This is a genomic window from Exiguobacterium undae DSM 14481, assembly GCF_000620805.1.
Taxonomy (GTDB): domain Bacteria; phylum Bacillota; class Bacilli; order Exiguobacteriales; family Exiguobacteriaceae; genus Exiguobacterium_A; species Exiguobacterium_A undae.
Genome location: NZ_KK211187.1, coordinates 2,151,193 through 2,168,144, shown reverse-complemented (window position 1 = coordinate 2,168,144; position 16,952 = coordinate 2,151,193). Strand labels below are relative to the sequence as shown.

Here is a 16,952-nt window from a genome sequence, read left to right as displayed (position 1 = left end):
TCTTTTCACGCCCTTTCCTCAGGCGAGACACAAGCCAGTTTTCCTGCCTCATTCAGGCAGGAAATCGGGTCTTGTTTGTCTCTGACAGCGCAAAAATGCGCTTTTTCCTGTAGGAGTTGCGTGAAGCGAATAATTCTTCTTTTACGAGATGAGGGTGGCAGACTTGTAATCTGCCACCCTCATCTGTGTCGAGATTGACTTTTAGGTCAGCCCCGGATTGTATGCAAAACGTGGATCGATTACGAAACGTGGCGTTCCGCGGAGGCGGGGACGGATTGTTGAAGCCGCCGTGCCGAAGGAAGCATCAACAGCGCGATGACAGCGGCAATCCAGTACACGATTTCGATATTCAAGCGGTCCGCCAGCAGACCAAACAGTAAACTGCCAAGACAAAAACTGAGGGTATAGACGGTTTGCTGCATGCTGTACACGTAAGGTAACCGGGCGATGGGTGTAGCTTCCTGTAACCGGGTATTCATGTCAATGGCCCGTAATTGACTGGCTGCCCCTTGTACGATACAGGCAACGATGGCAAACATGACATGCGGCGCCGAGGCGAAAAGAGCGGTCGCGCCAATCGATAATAGGACACTGCTCAGCAACAAGGGTGTCCGTTTCGTGCGACGGAGCATACAGTAACTGCCGCCGATCATGCTCAGCAGGTAAAAGGCATTGAGAATGCCCCACCAGCTGTCGGACAGCGCGAGGTGCGTATCGATATAAACAAGAAACAACGCTGAAATCCAGGCAGTGCTCGCAAACGCATCGATGCCGAGTAACGCCGTATTGAGACGGGCCGCCGGATGTGTGCGGGTATACCGAAAACTGGATTGGAATGTCGGCGATTCGTCCGAATCTTCGACCGGATCAGCCAGTTGACGTACTTGACGATGAAACAACGTTGTCCAAAGAGTCGCTCCGATAAACAAGCCGAAGGAAATCATCAAAACAAGATGCGGCGAACCAACACTGACGAAAATGGCTCCAAGCGGCCACATCACGAGTTGGACGACTTGATTGGTTCCTTGGACCAAACTGTTGGCTTTTTGTAAATCATCGGTGATACGAGGCAGGAAGGCGCTCTCGATGGGACGTGCAAAACCATCGAGGAACGCAATCCAAACGACGCACACGAGAAGAGAAGCAAGGGGAAGATCAAGAAAGACGATCATTCCCAGTGTGATGGTTTTAATCAGTTGGCTGAACAACAGCAAGGAGGCATGTCGAAAGCGTCGTGCAAGAGAAGCAAAGAAAAATCCGCTCATGGTCATGCCTGCGGTCACGGCAATCGGAAACAAGGCAGCTGTACTGGCTTGACCCGTTTGTTGGTAAAGGGTAGCGATGAGCGCGACGATGTAGAGCGCATCTCCCGCATTCGCTACCCACTGGCTGACCAGTAAAGTTGTAAATCGGTTCATCTAAAAAACCTCCACATCGTTCGTATTTAGTTGGTGGATGGATTAATAGATGGATTTACATCGGTCGCCCTCATTTCGTTTTTTTTTTGATTGTATAAGGAAAATAATGGATTGTCAACGTTATCATTGATGCTCTCGGGGTTTTAGACCGGTCGTTGTTTTTTCAACGCCCGCATATTGAGCAAAACGAACAGAGTCATGAAACCGGTCAAAACGATTAAATCCATCCAAATGTCCGTGAAACCGGCGCCTCGAATCATGATGTTTTGCAAGGCGTCTGCCGCGTAGGTCAACGGCATCAAACGATTGATGACTTCCACCCAAGTCGGAGCATCGGTCAGATCAAAAAGTCCACTGAAAAAAATCTGTGGAACGATGGCGAGCGGGATGAACTGAATCAGTTGAAATTCCGTCCGGGAAAAACTCGACAACAGTAAACCGAGTGATAAGGCAACGCTGGCCGTCAAAAGATTCACGAACAAGAGCAGGAAATAGTTTCCTTCCTGCGTCACGTCCAGAACGTTGACGATAAACAATTGAATGAGGATCGTCTGAATCGTCACGAACAAGAAAAACCCGACGAAATAACCGAAGACGATGCTCGACCGTTTAAGGGGAGTCGCAAGCGTTCGTTCAAGTGTCCCGCTGGACCGTTCCCGCAAAAAGCTGACACCGGCAATGATAAAAACAAACAAGAAGATGAAGAACCCCATCAAGGCAGGCGCGATTTGATCAAACAATTCCGCATCCGGACTACCGTACAAAAACTGGATGTCCGGTTTGGCGCTCGGAGGCACGACAGGGGACGGAGCGTCGAACGTCTGGTTCGTCAACGCGGTGAGTCGTTGTTGCAACTGCTTGACGGTCTCCGAAAGTTTGGTATTCGTCGCGGTCGCCTGTTGTCCCTGAATCGTGATCAACGTTTCTTGAATGACTTGGAGTGCTGCGGCATTTTTCGAGACATCGCCACCTTCTATCAAGATCTCCGGTTGACCGTTCTGATAAGTGATCAAGGCTTCAATCCGTTGATCATTGAGTGCGTCCATGCCCTCGGCTTCTGTTTTAAAAGACGCTGTCTCGGTTTTGGAAGCTAATGTGTCTGCGAAGGCAGACGGTACATCAACCGTTCCGATCGTCACGTCGTCGGAACTTGAGCCGAGAATCGTCGACAGCAAAAAGAGGACAAATAACGGAGCAAGGAACATCATCGCAATCGTTCGTTTGTCCCGAAAAATTTGGGAGATGACACGTTCAGCTACCGTAAGTGTTTGCATCAGGCTCGCTCCTTTTGGATAAATGCTTCGTCGATGGAGCCGAAGCGCTGCACCAGTTCGGCGGGGGTTCCGGCATCAATCAGACGACCATGCTGAATCAACAACAACCGGTCACACCGTTCGGCTTCGTCCATGACGTGTGTCGTGACAAGGATGGTCACACCCGACCGGCGTAATTGTTCGAATTCGTGCCAAAATGTTTTTTTGAGAGCGGGGTCAATTCCGACCGTCGGTTCATCGAGCAACAGTAAACTGGGTTCATGAATCAAAGCGATGGCAAGGCTGAGCCGCCGTTTCATGCCGCCTGAAAATTGATGGATCGGGCGGTCGGCATCGTTCTTTAAATCAACGAACTGGAGCACCGTCTCGATCCGTGCTCGAAGCCGGGCTTTTTTCAGACCATACAGCTTTCCGAAGTAACGGAGGTTGCCGCGCGCCGTCAAGTCTTCGTATAAAGCATCGGCTTGAGCCATATAGCCGATCTGTTCCGCCTGTTCCAATGAAGGTTGTTTTGCACCGAGGACGGTCACTGTCCCTTTCGTCGGTTGCTGAAGCCCGATCAAGGACTTGATCAAAGTCGTTTTTCCCGACCCGCTTGGTCCGATCAAGCCGACGATTTCCCCGCGCCCGATCGTAAACTGTACATCTGTCAGGACCTTGATTTTTCCGAACTGTTGGGAATAATCCGTTACATCAATCATATCGTCACATCCCTTCTCTTTTCCTATACCCGATTCAAGACCGGTCGGTGAACCATCACGTCATTTTTTTAAAGGCCTTGGCCGACTGAACCATAAACGCAAGGTGACATAAAAATAACAGGCGGAAATGAGGTAAAACAGACTTCCGATTGTCAGGAAATCAATCAGGTAACCTGCCGCGATGATACCAAAAGCAGACCAAAGTGACGTCTTAAAATGATAGTGACCAACGGTACGTCCGATGGTCGTCGGAGCCATGTCTTGTCGGGCAAGAACGGTTTTTTCAGTGTTTTTTTGAAGAGCACCCAGCACCCCCATGATGATTTGAATCAGATAGACGTGACTGATTTCCGTCACGATCGGAACGTATAACAAAATCAATGCCATGCCAAACGTATGGACCATCAGCAGAAAGCGGTCGCCAAACCGGTCACTGAGGCGACCGATTCCGAGATAGGCGAAGGCGGAAGTTAAGGTGAAGAGTCCGTAAGCAAGACCGAACTGGGCATAGGAGTCGCCAATTTGACGGACCAGCAGCAGATAAAAAGGAAAAATGACGCTGCTGCTCATTAAAATCATACTTTGAATGCGGATAAAAAGAGGATAGTGCATCATCGTCGCCTCACTTGAAATAGTCAATATAAAACTGGTTCATGAAAATCGCTTCCGGATCATACTGCTGTTTCGCTGCTTGGAAGGAAGCGGCTTTCGGATACGCCTGTTGAAACTGGGCGCGTGTCGCAAACGGATAATACGGCAGGTAATAACTGCCGTGATGATCAAGTGTCGCATTAATCAATTTTTGGACGATTCGTTTCGTCAGCCGGATGGAAGCGGCATCGGTCTCCGTGTTGATCAGCCAGACCAGAGCGAACATATCTTGTTTCGCATAGGACAGCACGGCCGATTCATCCCGTTCAACGTAGCGGATCGTGATGTTTAAAACATTCAGTTCCTCCGTCGTCAAAATCGACCGGAGCTGATCGATGTATGGAACAAAAGATTCAACCGGAACAAAGTATTCCTGCAACAGTTCGGTCCGACTGGGACTCGTATAGTCCATAAAGGCACTATCGGAGCGCATGACGTTGTTTCGGGATTGGAACGTACCGCTTTGTTTCAGGAAATAGGATTTCTGGAACGACCATAATTGATTTTTCCCGAATTCGCTGTAACGGGAGAGACCAAGCAAGGCCTTCGGTAAAGCGATGATGGTTTCCTGCTTGAGCGGTTCGTCTTCAATCGGAATCGTCCGGTCAGTTTTGCGGTAATTCGTTACATACATCTCTTTGAAAAAACCGTCCGGTGCAACAGAAATCCGTCCGATGTGCATCCTGACATCTGCATCATCAAGCACGCGTTGTTGAAAATAGGTTGGATACTCACGGTAATCCAACGCGATGGTCTGCTCCGTATACCATTCGTCTTCGGTCAGTTTGAAGGTGACATCCAATATGACACCAAACAGACCATATCCTCCCGGGACCAACCGGAATAAATCCGGATGCTCCGTCCGGCTGACGTTGACGATATGACCGTCGGCGTTCAGCAGACGAAACGATTCGACCGTGTCGAGCAACGAACCGTATCGGATATCCCGTCCGTGGACATTAACGCTGAGCGCTCCTCCGACTGTGAAGATGTTTTGCGACTGCATGACTTGGATTGCAAGTCCGTCCGGCTGAATCCGTTGTTGAATCTCGGCCCAGGTGACACCGCTTTGTACGGTGATTCGCCGCTGTTTTGGGGCATAGTCCAAAATCATGTCATAGTTCGTCATATCAAGGACCGTCGTGTCGGCCAAGTAAGTATGTCCGCCTTGGCTGTGTTGAAGTCCGGCAATCGAAATCGTTTCGTGATTCCGTTTTGCCTGCCGTATCCAGTCCGTCAGTTCATCCGGCGATTGAGCGGAACGGACTTGTTTGATCCGGGTCGGTAAGAGTTTGGACTGGTCCGAGCTGATCGGTTTTGGATGTTGATACTGCCAGACCGACCAAGAAAAAGCCGCCATATATAGAACTATGACGGGGAAAATGATCATTCGTTTCATACAGCCTCCTAAGATTTCGTCGAGATGCGGACAGGTTCAAATGGATCAGACAGTTGCGTCGCTGCTGCTTCGGCCTCGGCAAGTTCCTGCATGGGAGCATGGATCAATTGTTGCCGGCGCAAGCGGTACGCGCGTTCCAGCCGACTCGTCAATAGATTGGCGAAGAACACAAGCAAGGCTAACGCGATGGCTGGAACCAGGAACATGTGATTGATCCAAGAGAGCGCTGTGAATTGCAGGAAATAATAACCGAACTGGGACGCCCATTCGAAAATGGTCGGCGCGACCCCGTCACCAAATAAAAGAAGGGATCCACCAAAGAAGACACCAAACAAGGAAATGTGAATCAAGACCATCAAGGTCTGGACGAATTGTTGCATGAAGACAATCGTCAACGTCGGCAACAAATGTGGCCAGATGTGTGTCCGGAATTGGTAAAATGGACTTCCGCCGAGCGTCCGGGCAACGAGCATGAACTCTTGCGCGAGCAACTGCCGGGTTTCACTGATCAAGTAAAGCAACAAGGCGGGTAAACCGAGTAACGTCAGGACGCTTACTTCGAGCAAGGCCCGGGACGACATGGACGGAATCAAGGCCGGATCGGTCAACAACAAAGCAGGCAATAAAATAAACAATGCGAGCAATGAGATCGGGATGATCAAAAAGCCGTCCAACAGGAGTCGCAGACCGGTGTAGAGACGCTTTCCGCGAAAAGCAAGTGGAACACCAATCAACAAGGCGAGAGCAATCCGGACAAAGGCAACCGTGAAACAAACGCCGATCGTCCACTTGGCGCCCTCAATCAGCAATTGAAACAAATCATTCCCGGCACGGTCCGTTCCGAGCCAGTGCTCACTCGACGGTTCGAGTGGAGAGGTCGCAAGCAGCGTTCCATCGGCCGAATAAAGATTCGTGACTTGATCGACTTGACCATCCCGAAAAAGTGTATTGCCGACGCTGAGCGTCATCAACGAAGCGAACAGGAGCAAACCAAGCCAAAAGAGTGGATCTCGTATTAAGACACGTCTCATGAGATTCCTCCTTTCCACGAGCGGGGAATACAAAGTTCCACAACAGTATCAAAAATGAAAAAGGGAACATAAATCAAGAGCAGTAAAACAAGCAGAATCGAAAAATCTTGATTGATCAAAATGAACCGGAACATCCCCTGAACGTTAAAGGTATATTCGATAACGACAAGACTAGAGAGAATCGTAATGATATTCGTCCGGAAAAACAGATAAAACCGGTAAAACAGGTTCGGCAGCAAATGTTGCCAAAACAGACGGGGCGATTGGATACCCTTGGCACGGGCGAGTTCGAGGTAACTTGCCCCTTGTTCTTCCTGAATGCGGCCGGTCAACCACTTGATGAAGAAAAAGACCGTCGTCAACGATAACGTCAAAATGGGTAAAAAACGAACGTGATCGTCAGCTCCACCGGCGATTTCGATTCGGTTGAATCCAGTCGTCTTAAATAAAATGATGACGATAAACTGTGAAAAGATGACCCAAAACAGATCTGGAACCATTTCCAGCGTCCGTGTTACTTGCGTCAAGAGCGAACGGATTTTGGGGCCGGCTTGATAAAACAAAAAGGCATACAGTAAAGCCGCGACTGCCGAACAGATCAAGGCACTGCTGAAGATCAGTAGCGTTTCCTGTACAAACGGTTCGAGGTCCGGAAACAACAATCTGTTTTCAGCGGCCGTCGCATTGTAGTAAGTGAGGGTGTCCCACGTTGTCAGCAGCTTGAGTTGCTGTTCGACCGTCTTGAAGTAGTTGGAAAAGTCCGGTCGCATCTGGACGATCAGACCGGGTAAGGCACTGACGCCGAGCAAGACGAGTAGGGCCATAATGAGTTGGATGGTCTTGCGGATGACAAATGACTGCATGTTTTCCCTCCTGTACGCCACCGGTTTACCCGATGGCTTGAATGTTGTCATTACCAATTTGAATCAACTGACCGTTGCGGTTTTTCCGACGCATGACATACCGTTCGAATTGACCGGTCGCGATATAATCGTCCCGCGTCGACAGTGCCGACAGCGTCAGCAGGATTTGTTTGAGTTGGGGTTGTCCTTCCTTCAGTTTCAGATGGGTCATCTGATTATTCGCATCCAGACGATTTAAGAACAGTTCGATCTTGCAGCCTTCTTTGATCAGTTCACTGACCAGAAAAGCCGTTTGATCGATGAAAGTCTCGAAGTTCATATGGAGTCCGTAACCGCTTGGTCCGGAAAGGTTCAAAGCAAGTGTGAACGTATCTTGGTTGCTGGTTTCAAAAACCTTTGCCTGCAGTCGTCCGGTTTTCGCCGTCGCATACCAATCAATTTCTTTCGACGGTTCGGCTGTGTAAGGTTTTGCCCCGAGTTGCACCAGTTTATTTTTCAACGGAGAGTACCGATCGGCACGGTCTCCGATCCGAAGACGATGCAACAAAAGCGGTGTCGCTTGTGCCGTCAATGAGGGGAGAACCGTGAATCGGGGAAAGGCATCAAAGGTGAACAAGTAGACACCCATCCGCCAGGGCAGTTTGATTGTCAAGGTGATTTCGTCAAATGCGGACGGTCCCCGGCGTGTCGTCCGAATCGGAATATCCAGTTGCTCATGCGTCCCGATGACGGCATGATACGTATGGGGATGAAGCGGATCCATGTCCGGAAAGACCAGCCCCTCGTCGGTATGCAGACGAAGCGTCGTCTTGAGACCCAGTTTTTGGAGAGCCTCAAGACCAAACAACTGCAACCGTAACGTCGTCGACTCATGATTGAACATGAGCGGCTCATAATGTTTCCATTCCAAGGCAATGGTCGTCATCAATTGTTTTTCCGTCCGACCGACGACGTAATGAACCGTCGCAAGCGATGCGAAGCCGAAACCGAGTAACGATAATCCCGGTATGAACAAAAAGACGAATGTCAGAATGATGTAAACGGAGAACAACCGCGATTCGAGCCAAAATGGGACAGAACGCTCAATCTGCATCGTGTCACCCCATTTCGACCGGAACAGGAATGTCGTCGAGCAAATGCACCAAAAGATCGGCTTTCGTCGTTTTGATACCGCCTTCGAGTGTAAGCGTCAAGCGGTGGGACAAGACATGTTTAGCCAGGTATTTGATGTCTTCCGGAATGATGAAGTCACGTCCGTTGAGGAAGGCGTAACTTTGAGAAGCCCGCAGTAACGCAATCGCACCACGGGGACTGACGCCGACTTCGACCAAAGCATGATGACGGGTCGCCTGAACGATTGCAAGCAGATAATCGAGGACGTCCTGTGAAGCGTGGACCCGTCGTGCTGCTTCCTGCCAAGTAATCAAGTCACCGCCCGTCGCGATTCCGACGGCTTGTTTCCGGACGTTCGCCAACACTTCAATTAATAATTGGCGTTCATGCTCAAGATCCGGATAGCCGACTTCAATCGCTACCATGAACCGGTCGAGCTGGGCGTCGGGCAGCGGGAACGTACCGGCGGATTCAATCGGATTTTGTGTCGCGATGACAAAAAACGGGGCCGGCATCTGATACGTCGTGCCGCCGATCGAAACTTGACGCTCTTCCATCGCTTCGAGTAACGCAGACTGCGTCCGGGGAACAGCCCGATTGATTTCATCAATCAAGACGACGTTGGCAAAGAGAGGCCCCCGTTTGTTCTCAAACTCTTGCGTCTTCAGGTTAAAGAAGTCAGAACCGATGACGTCTGACGGCAGGAGATCGGCCGTGAACTGAATCCGGGAGAAGGCACTGTCAAAACTGTTGGCGAGTGCTTTAGCGAGCATTGTTTTCCCTGTTCCGGGTACATCTTCGAGCAAGATATGCCCTTCTGCGATTAACGATGTCAGACACAAATCGATGACATCAGCTTTTCCAAGATAAATCGTATTTAATTGATCCTTCAGTTGTTGCAGTTTCATAAAATTCCCTCCGTATCAGTTAATTTGAATTCGAATGACAGTCATTTTTGGGAGATTTGAAGCGCATTATGGTGAAGAATCTCCATAAAAAGAACAGGATAAGGAAAAAATATCCATTGTTATTAACTGAATTTTAGCACAAATTGAAATTGAGAAGGAACCATTTTCTGAAAATATGAAAAAGCTAACACGATTAATGACAGAAAGGGAAGGGTACATGAATTAGAGAATACGCCAGAGGAGGAATTTTTAATGAAGCTGATTATTTTCGGAGCAACCGGTCAAACGGGACAAGAATTAGTCAAACAGGCAATCGCCCATGGACATACCGTGACGGCTTTTGTCCGCAATCCAGATAAACTCGAGTTGACGGACGAGAAACTGCAGATTATAGAAGGGGACGTACTTAACCAAGAAGCGGTGAATCAAGCCGTGCAGGGACAAGATGCAGTAGTGACGGCCCTCGGAACCGAAAGTCTGGCGTACAGCGGATTTTTAGAACGCAGTCTTCTGCGGATCATCAATGCGATGAAGGTCAATGGCGTCGAACGAATCGGGTATGTCGCTTCGGCGGGAGTTGATCAAGAACTGCCGGGTGCCCAAGGCTTACTGGCCCAGCAAATTCTGAAGAACCCGTTAAAGGATCATCGTCAGGCCATCGAACTGTTGAAACAAGCGGATGTCGCCTATACGGTGGCACGACCGCTGCGGCTCATGAACGGTCCGTTGACCGGACTGTACCGGCAAGCCGATACCGGTGTACCGGAACAAGCGAAACAAATCAATCGTGCCGATGTCGCTCACTTTTTACTCGAAGCAATCGAGCAGGACGAACACGTCCGGGGGAGCATTGGACTCGCCGAATAAAAAAAGCCGATTTTCATGGACCTTGTTATGGTCCTGAAAGTCGGCTTTTATCATGCTGTTTTTTATTAATTTATTACTGCTGACGGTAAACAGAGACGGATCCGCCATTGACGAAGAACTGACCGTAACCGTCCTGGTTGATCGTGACAGATGCGGAGTTGTTGCCGGTGATATCTGTCCAAACCTCACCTTTGTTTTGTGTTCCGACGTACATCCACTTGCTGCCGCCCGGTCCATCGGAAAGGATGGTCGCGAGACCTGATTTTGCGCGATCCGTTACCCCTTCGCGTGTCCAACCGATGACATCGGCATTGTCGAGATAGTCGTTTTGTTTTCCATAGGCAAAGTCTTTCCGGGCTTTTAAGAGGGGATCGATTTTAGAGCCAAGTGCCGGGATTTCGCGGTTCGAAGTACCTTTTGTACCGTAGTAATCCCCGTAGAAGACCGACGGATACCCTTGTTCACGCGTTAAGATCATTGCGTAAGCGAGTGGTTTGAACCAAGGCTGGACCGTTGATTCGAGCGATTGGCCGGGTTGCGAGTCATGGTTTTCGACAAGTGTGACGGCAAGCGTCGGATTGTCTTGGACGACGGTTCCGTTAAAGATTGTCCGCATGTCGTAATACCCGCCACCTTTACTCGCCTGTTCGAACTTGTAATGCAGTGGGGCATCGAAGACCGACTGCTTATAGTTCGTCCGACTGAGATAGTTTTTCAGCGTGCCGAGGTCATTTTGCCAGTATTCGGCTACCGTAAATAACGGTTTGCCGGTTGTTTGCCGGACGTTGGCAAGCCAGTCCGCGAGATAACCGTGTTTGATATGTTTGACGGCATCGAGTCGGAATCCGTCGAGACCAAGCTCATTGACGTACCATTTACCCCAGTTCTTCATTTCCTGCTGAACTTCCGGATGATCAAAATCGACATCAGCATACATTAAGTAATCATAATTCCCGTTTTCCGTGGATACATCAGTATCCCAGGCTTTTCCTGTCCCCCGGAACTTATAGATGGCACTTTTGGAACGTGACTGATCCCAGTCTGTCCCGTCAAAGTGATACCATTTCCACTTGAAATTCGAATACGCATTGTTACGTGTGGCGAAATTAAAGCCGGTCCAAGCTTGAATCTGATAATCTCCCGAAATTTCCTGATTGCGGTTGCCGCCGTTGACTTCAACAGCCGTTACCGATTCCGTGAAATCAGCGCCGCCTTTATGGTTCATGACGACATCACCGTAGACATCAATCCCGGCTGTATGCAGTTGATTGATGGCTGATTTCAGCTGTGCTTTCGTTCCGTATTTTGTCCGGACAGTTCCTTTTTGATTAAATTCTCCGAGATCGTACAAATCATACGCACCGTACCCGACATCATTTTGACTCGTTCCTTTGTAAGCGGGCGGAATCCAGACCGAGGTGATCCCGAGCTGATCCAGTTTCGTCGTATCACTGCTCAAGCGGTTCCAATGATTGCCGTCGTTTGGCAAGTACCATTCAAAATACTGCATCATCGTTCCATTGTCCGCCGTTGCTCCGACTGCAATCGGTTGCACAAGTGGCGCTAAAAAAGTAGCTGTCGCAAGTGTTGCGACAATCATGCGTTTTTGTTTCATGTAAGAACCTCCTATGAGTTTATGAAAGCGTTTGCATCTCTAGTATATCAACCAGACGGCGCCGGTGTATCAACCACTGCGCTTATTTGCAAACATCTTGTTTTCGTGACTTTTGACCCTAGAATATTTTTTCGGATGAAGAATGATTGCGAAATTGATCTGATATTGAGAAAAAAACAGGACCTTCTGACTCTTGAACATCAGAGTGAATTTTGATTCAGTTTAAGGCCGTGAATTTAAAGGTCTTTTGTCCAGCTTCTCAGATCCGAAACGAGGTGTGAAAATGAGGATGTAACGCCAGCACGTACATATGCGATCAAGGGGGAAACAGTATGAATTGGAAGTCGAAAATCAGCGGTGCGCTTGTCGCGGCACTGGCACTTGGGTCAATTTCGTTTACACCAGTCATTGCTAAAACAGAACCAACCAAAATCGTTGCCGGACCACAGATGGTTACGTCACAATCAACGATCGATGCTTATTATTTACCGGCGTCAGGAAAAACCGGAGCAGCATTAAAGGCATCGTTGCACGACATCATCGATAACCATACACAAGTGTCGTATGATACCGTCTGGACAGCCCTCAAGGAAACAGACCAGGATCCAAACAATGCGAATAACGTCATTGAACTCTATACCGGTAAATCGATTGCGAAAAGTAATAACGGTGGGAACGTTGGTCAATGGAACCGGGAGCATGTCTGGGCAAAATCGCACGGGGACTTCGGAACAAGTAACGGACCGGGAACCGACTTACACCACCTTCGTCCGGAAGATGTTGTCGTCAACAGTGCACGGGGAAATCTTGATTTTGACAACGGCGGGACGAAGTATGCCGGTTGTGACTGTTACCGCGACAGTAATTCATGGGAGCCTCCGACACGTGTCAAAGGCGACATCGCGCGGATGATCTTCTACATGGCGGTCCGTTATGAAGGCGGCGGCGAAATCGATTTGGAAGCATCAGAAAATGTCAGCAACGGTACAAATCCGCTTCATGGAAAACTGTCGACGTTAAAAGCATGGAACAAGCTTGATCCAGTCGATGCGATTGAAAAAAGACGAAACGATATCATCTTCGAGAAATGGCAAAAAAACCGGAATCCCTTCATCGATCATCCGGAATACGTGACGTCAATTTGGGGAAATTGAACCAACGCTATGAATAAAAGATACATCCCATACGCACGGGATGTGTCTTTTTTGTCGATCCTCCAAATGAAGATGCCTTTTAAGAAATCAGTGATGAAACCTTTTTCGTTAACGGGCGTATATACAGAAGTGTAAAAAATGATGAAAGATCAAAAAAGTGATTGGCACTGAGGGGAACGTTGCAGAAGATGAATCGTATGAAATTTCGTGTAAGGCGTATGTATAAAGTTGGTTTCGGTATCATCTCGATGCTGGTCGTGTTTTGGTTCAGCATGGGTCTGTTCGTCGCTAAGGGAGAACGACCGTTGGCAAATGGAAAACATCCGTATGTCATCGTGCTGGGAGCCGGTGTCAAAGGAGAGACTCCATCTTTAATTTTAAGCAACCGGATTGAGGCGGCAGCCCGGTACGGCAAACAGTTTCCGGATACGACTTTCATTTTGAGTGGCGGGCAAGGAAAGGGCGAGGCAATTTCCGAAGCCGAAGCGATGCGACGGGGAATGATTGAAGCGGGTATTGCCGAGAATCGTTTGTTACTCGAAGATCAATCGACGTCAACTACGGAAAACCTGACGTTTTCGAAACGGTTGTTACCGGAATCTGAAACCCGTGTTTCAATCGTCACGTCAGATTTTCATTTGTATCGGGCACGTAAGGAAGCCGAGCAGATGAACTTGACGACCGATGCGATTCCGGCTGAGACGCCCATTTCGGGTGTATTACGTTACGGGATGCGCGAGCGTGTCGCAATCATCGTGAAGTATTTTCAATGAAAAAACACCTTCACAGTTGAACTGTGAAGGTGTCAGTCACTTATTTATTTTGCTGTGAATCGTTTTGTTGTGTATTTTTAGGTTGATGCTCAGCTGGGGCTTCTTCTTTCCCGAGCGCCACGTCTTTGGCTTCGACCACTTTATTGCTAATCGAATTGAGATCACCTTTGGCTTCGTTTACTGTGTCTTTCACAGACGAAGCATCTGTTTTCACCGTATCGAGTTCCGTGTTGACTTTGTCGTAGACGTTTTGGACGTCTGATGCGACTTCTTGGATGATGCTTGAAGCGCTCTTCACTTGGTTGATGACTTGTGACGCTTTACCTGACGGATCTTCTTTGATGGAAGAAGCCAGTGTCGACACGGAGTCCTTGGCACCACGAAGGCTCTGCTTCGTGTTTTGACGGCTAGATGAACTGAGTAATGTCAAGAGACCACCGACGACTGCCCCTAACAACATTCCCGTAAGTAAACTGACTTGGCGACCAGATGATGTTTCCTGATCGAATTGACGGTTCGGGTTTTCAGCATGTACAGCATGTGGATCGTTTGGTAAGTTTGGTTGCATGATTGACACTCCCTTAAAATATTATTTGACCATGATATGAATATACCCGTATCTGGCAACTGAAAACATGCATTTGTAATACAACAAAAAGACCATCCAATGATATGATGGTCTGAGACGATCCAGTAATCTTACGGTCGATGCTCGTCATCGTGTTTTTCAGTCAGCTTACGGTTGATTTCATCGTAATCAATTTCGATGTCATCCTTATTGCCTTTATAGCCGTACCCTTTTGAAATCACGAGGATTGAAGCGACCAGGACGAAAACGATGATTAGAATGGAGACGACATACAGCCACATGATCCATTCCCCCTTTCATTCTTCCTTTAGTATGACGGAAAAAGCGCCGTTCGTCTAAACGAAAATGCAAATTGTGTGCTAAACTATTTTCAAATGAATATGTTGATGGAACGAGGTGAGACGACATGAGTATACTAGTCGTAGATGATGAGTTTACGAATTTGATGATTTTGGAACGATTGCTTGAAAACGAAGGATACGATGTGGTCAAGGCAATGAGTGGGGAAGAAGCGATGGAGTTGATGGAAGACCCGCTGTTCATCGAAACACTTGACGTCGTATTACTCGACGTGGAAATGCCCGGAATCAGTGGAATTGACGCCACACGCTTGATTCGTAAACGGTTTGGCTTGGATGAATTGCCGATTGTCATCGTATCGGGTCGATCCAATGAAGAAGATATTGCCGACGGACTGGATGCCGGTGCCTCCGATTACACGACGAAGCCGATCCGGAAAACGGAATTGTTGGCCCGTGTCCGCAATGCCATGTCACTCAAACAAGCCATTGACGCCCGGAAACGGTACGAAAAGGTATTACAAGAAGACTTCGACTTGGCGCAAAAATTGCAACAAAGTGTCTTGAGCGCAAACATCGAAGATGAAGATATTCGGATTATGGCGACGTATATCCCGTCAAAAAAACTGGCAGGAGATATGTACGCCTGGTATCGGATTTCGCCTCAGAAATATGGCATCATCTTATTTGACGTGATGGGGCACGGTGTTTCATCCGCTTTGATCACGATGGGGATGAGTTCGATTTTGTTTGAACTGGTGCACCGGATCGGTGACCCGGCAAAAGTGCTTGAAGAATTAAACAAGCAGATGAGCCGACTGTTTCCGGGAGATGAGACGGAAATCTACTTTACGGCCGTCTATTTGTATATTGAACTCGACGAAATGAAACTCAGCTACGCCAATGCGGGACATCCACCCGGTTTATTACGGATGGGCAATCAAATCATTCCGCTTGAGAACACAGGCCTTCCGGTCGGGATGTTCGAGGATTCCGAGTATACGAGCCATACGATTGACCTCGTTTCGCCTGGATGTGTCTACTTGTATACAGATGGTTTCATGGAATTGTACAGTAAGGGGATTGATGAGGGAATCAGCGCGATTCGTGAATTGATCCAGCAACAAGGGCCGGGCATTCACCAGCTCATTCAACCGGATCAGAGTGATGATGCGGACGATTTGTGTCTCGTCACGGTTGAGATCAATTAAAGAATGAAAAAACCACTCACCTTCGAGAGTCGTTTAGATTGGGGACGGAGCGGACAGCTGTCCGTTCCTCCAATTCTGCGAACGTCTTGAAAAGCGGGTGGTTTTTTTGGTTTGTTTGCTAGAAGAATCGTCGACGCCATAAAATAAAGGCAGCTAAACCGGAGAAGAAAATCATCATCCCGAAGACGATCCAAAATCCGATGACTTCGCCTTCCCACGGGACATGGACGTTCATTCCGAACATTCCGGAAATCATCGTCGGAATCGAAATGACAATCGTGATCGACGCCAAAAACTTCATGACGAAGTTGACGTTGTTCGAGATGACGGAACCAAACGTATCCATCGTCGAACTGATGATGTCTTTGTAAATCTGGGCCATTTCCATCGCTTGACGGTGTTCGACGAACACATCTTCCAGCAGATCTTCATCATCCTCGTGTTTTTCAAGACTCGGTGTCTTGATGATACGATCGAGGACACCGTCATTGGATTTTAAGGAAGTCATGAAATAGACAAGTGACTTCTGCAGGTTCATCAATTGAAAGATTTCCTGATTTCGCATCGATCGTTGTAATTCTTCCTCCAATTCATCCATCCGGCGATCGATTTGCCGGAGGAACCGGAGATAGGAAGAACTGACTTTATATAAGATTTGAAAGACGAACCGTGAGCGGTAGTTCGTCCGGAATGCGCGGAGTTTTCCGCTCGAGAACAAAGTCAACACATCAAGCTGTTGCGAACAGACGGTGATGAAATGTCTCGACGTTACGATGATACCAAGTGGAATCGTATTGTACCGTCGTCCAGATGATTCTTCTTCAATGTAGGGTACATCGACGATCATCAATAACCCTTCATCATCTTTCTCAAAACGAGGTTTTTCCTCGACGTCCAGTGGATCGTAGATAAAATCCTCAGGAATTTTTGTGGCAGCGATGACTTGATCGGCTTCGTCTTTTGTCGGATTGACAAGATGAATCCAAGAACCTTTCGTGAATTCTTGAATTTCGTTGACTGCCCCCGTCACATCGCTTCGATAAATCGTCAACATTTGTCTATCCCTCCTGCTCTTCACTTTTTTAT

At 48.3% G+C, this 16,952-nt stretch carries 17 protein-coding genes; 4 read left to right on the top strand and 13 right to left on the bottom strand.

Annotation, left to right across the window (positions count from 1 at the left end):
* Nucleotides 1-239 precede the first annotated feature (239 nt).
* From P397_RS0112050 to P397_RS0112010, 9 genes are all read right to left on the bottom strand, one after another.
* On the bottom strand, nt 240-1,418 hold the full coding sequence (locus tag P397_RS0112050; RefSeq protein ID WP_028106713.1) for an MFS transporter: 1,179 nt from the start codon (nt 1,416-1,418) through the stop codon (nt 240-242).
* Between the two features lie 143 nt (nt 1,419-1,561).
* The gene (locus P397_RS0112045; RefSeq protein ID WP_028106712.1) at nt 1,562-2,692 is read right to left on the bottom strand and encodes an ABC transporter permease; all 1,131 of its coding nucleotides are present in this window, start codon (nt 2,690-2,692) and stop codon (nt 1,562-1,564) included.
* Nucleotides 2,692-3,393: an ABC transporter ATP-binding protein gene (locus P397_RS0112040; protein WP_028106711.1), complete on the bottom strand. Its 702-nt coding sequence runs from the start codon at nt 3,391-3,393 to the stop codon at nt 2,692-2,694. Before P397_RS0112040 ends, P397_RS0112045 begins: the two co-directional genes overlap by 1 nt.
* A 60-nt stretch (nt 3,394-3,453) precedes the next feature.
* A complete protein-coding gene (locus tag P397_RS0112035) occupies nt 3,454-4,005 on the bottom strand; it encodes an MFS transporter (protein ID WP_028106710.1) in 552 nt (183 codons plus the stop codon).
* Nucleotides 4,006-4,015: 10 nt separating this feature from the next.
* Nucleotides 4,016-5,443 (bottom strand): FAD-binding oxidoreductase, encoded by a 1,428-nt coding sequence (locus P397_RS0112030; protein ID WP_028106709.1) that lies wholly within the window; start codon nt 5,441-5,443, stop codon nt 4,016-4,018.
* Nucleotides 5,444-5,451: 8 nt separating this feature from the next.
* Complete coding sequence (locus P397_RS0112025) at nt 5,452-6,474, bottom strand: ABC transporter permease (protein WP_028106708.1); 1,023 nt, start codon at nt 6,472-6,474, stop codon at nt 5,452-5,454.
* Entirely contained in the window at nt 6,471-7,337 is an 867-nt protein-coding gene (locus P397_RS0112020) for an ABC transporter permease subunit (protein WP_028106707.1), read from the bottom strand. The genes P397_RS0112025 and P397_RS0112020 overlap by 4 nt, the downstream gene beginning before the upstream one ends.
* A gap of 25 nt (nt 7,338-7,362) precedes the next feature.
* Nucleotides 7,363-8,430, bottom strand: coding sequence for a DUF58 domain-containing protein (locus tag P397_RS0112015; RefSeq protein ID WP_028106706.1), 1,068 nt, complete (start codon nt 8,428-8,430; stop codon nt 7,363-7,365).
* 4 nt (nt 8,431-8,434) lie between these two features.
* Complete coding sequence (locus P397_RS0112010) at nt 8,435-9,358, bottom strand: AAA family ATPase (RefSeq protein ID WP_028106705.1); 924 nt, start codon at nt 9,356-9,358, stop codon at nt 8,435-8,437.
* A gap of 252 nt (nt 9,359-9,610) precedes the next feature.
* On the opposite strand from P397_RS0112010, the gene P397_RS0112005 reads away from it, so the two are divergent.
* Nucleotides 9,611-10,225: an NAD(P)-dependent oxidoreductase gene (locus tag P397_RS0112005; RefSeq protein WP_028106704.1), complete on the top strand. Its 615-nt coding sequence runs from the start codon at nt 9,611-9,613 to the stop codon at nt 10,223-10,225.
* A gap of 73 nt (nt 10,226-10,298) precedes the next feature.
* Here the strand turns inward: P397_RS0112005 and amyS are convergent, their stop codons facing one another.
* Nucleotides 10,299-11,825 carry an alpha-amylase gene (gene amyS, locus P397_RS0112000; protein WP_407636712.1) on the bottom strand — a complete coding sequence of 509 codons (1,527 nt, stop codon included), beginning with the start codon at nt 11,823-11,825 and terminating at the stop codon, nt 10,299-10,301.
* A gap of 347 nt (nt 11,826-12,172) precedes the next feature.
* Between amyS and P397_RS0111995 the strand changes: the two genes are divergently transcribed.
* Together P397_RS0111995 and P397_RS0111990 are read left to right on the top strand one after the other, a co-directional pair.
* The gene (locus tag P397_RS0111995; RefSeq protein WP_028106702.1) at nt 12,173-12,994 is read left to right on the top strand and encodes an endonuclease I family protein; all 822 of its coding nucleotides are present in this window, start codon (nt 12,173-12,175) and stop codon (nt 12,992-12,994) included.
* A 197-nt stretch (nt 12,995-13,191) separates the two neighbouring features.
* On the top strand, nt 13,192-13,767 hold the full coding sequence (locus P397_RS0111990) for a YdcF family protein (protein ID WP_235183990.1): 576 nt from the start codon (nt 13,192-13,194) through the stop codon (nt 13,765-13,767).
* A 40-nt stretch (nt 13,768-13,807) separates the two neighbouring features.
* On the opposite strand, the gene P397_RS0111985 is transcribed toward P397_RS0111990, so the two are convergent.
* The gene (locus P397_RS0111985) at nt 13,808-14,335 is read right to left on the bottom strand and encodes a hypothetical protein (protein WP_028106700.1); all 528 of its coding nucleotides are present in this window, start codon (nt 14,333-14,335) and stop codon (nt 13,808-13,810) included.
* Nucleotides 14,336-14,466: 131 nt separating this feature from the next.
* Complete coding sequence (gene ytzI / locus P397_RS17860) at nt 14,467-14,637, bottom strand: YtzI protein (RefSeq protein WP_114596274.1); 171 nt, start codon at nt 14,635-14,637, stop codon at nt 14,467-14,469.
* A gap of 125 nt (nt 14,638-14,762) precedes the next feature.
* Here ytzI and P397_RS0111975 point away from each other — a divergent pair, with 125 nt between their 5' ends.
* Nucleotides 14,763-15,866 carry a PP2C family protein-serine/threonine phosphatase gene (locus P397_RS0111975; RefSeq protein WP_026833488.1) on the top strand — a complete coding sequence of 368 codons (1,104 nt, stop codon included), beginning with the start codon at nt 14,763-14,765 and terminating at the stop codon, nt 15,864-15,866.
* A gap of 118 nt (nt 15,867-15,984) precedes the next feature.
* Here the strand turns inward: P397_RS0111975 and P397_RS0111970 are convergent, their stop codons facing one another.
* Nucleotides 15,985-16,920, bottom strand: coding sequence for a magnesium transporter CorA family protein (locus P397_RS0111970; RefSeq protein ID WP_026828838.1), 936 nt, complete (start codon nt 16,918-16,920; stop codon nt 15,985-15,987).
* Nucleotides 16,921-16,952 lie beyond the last annotated feature (32 nt).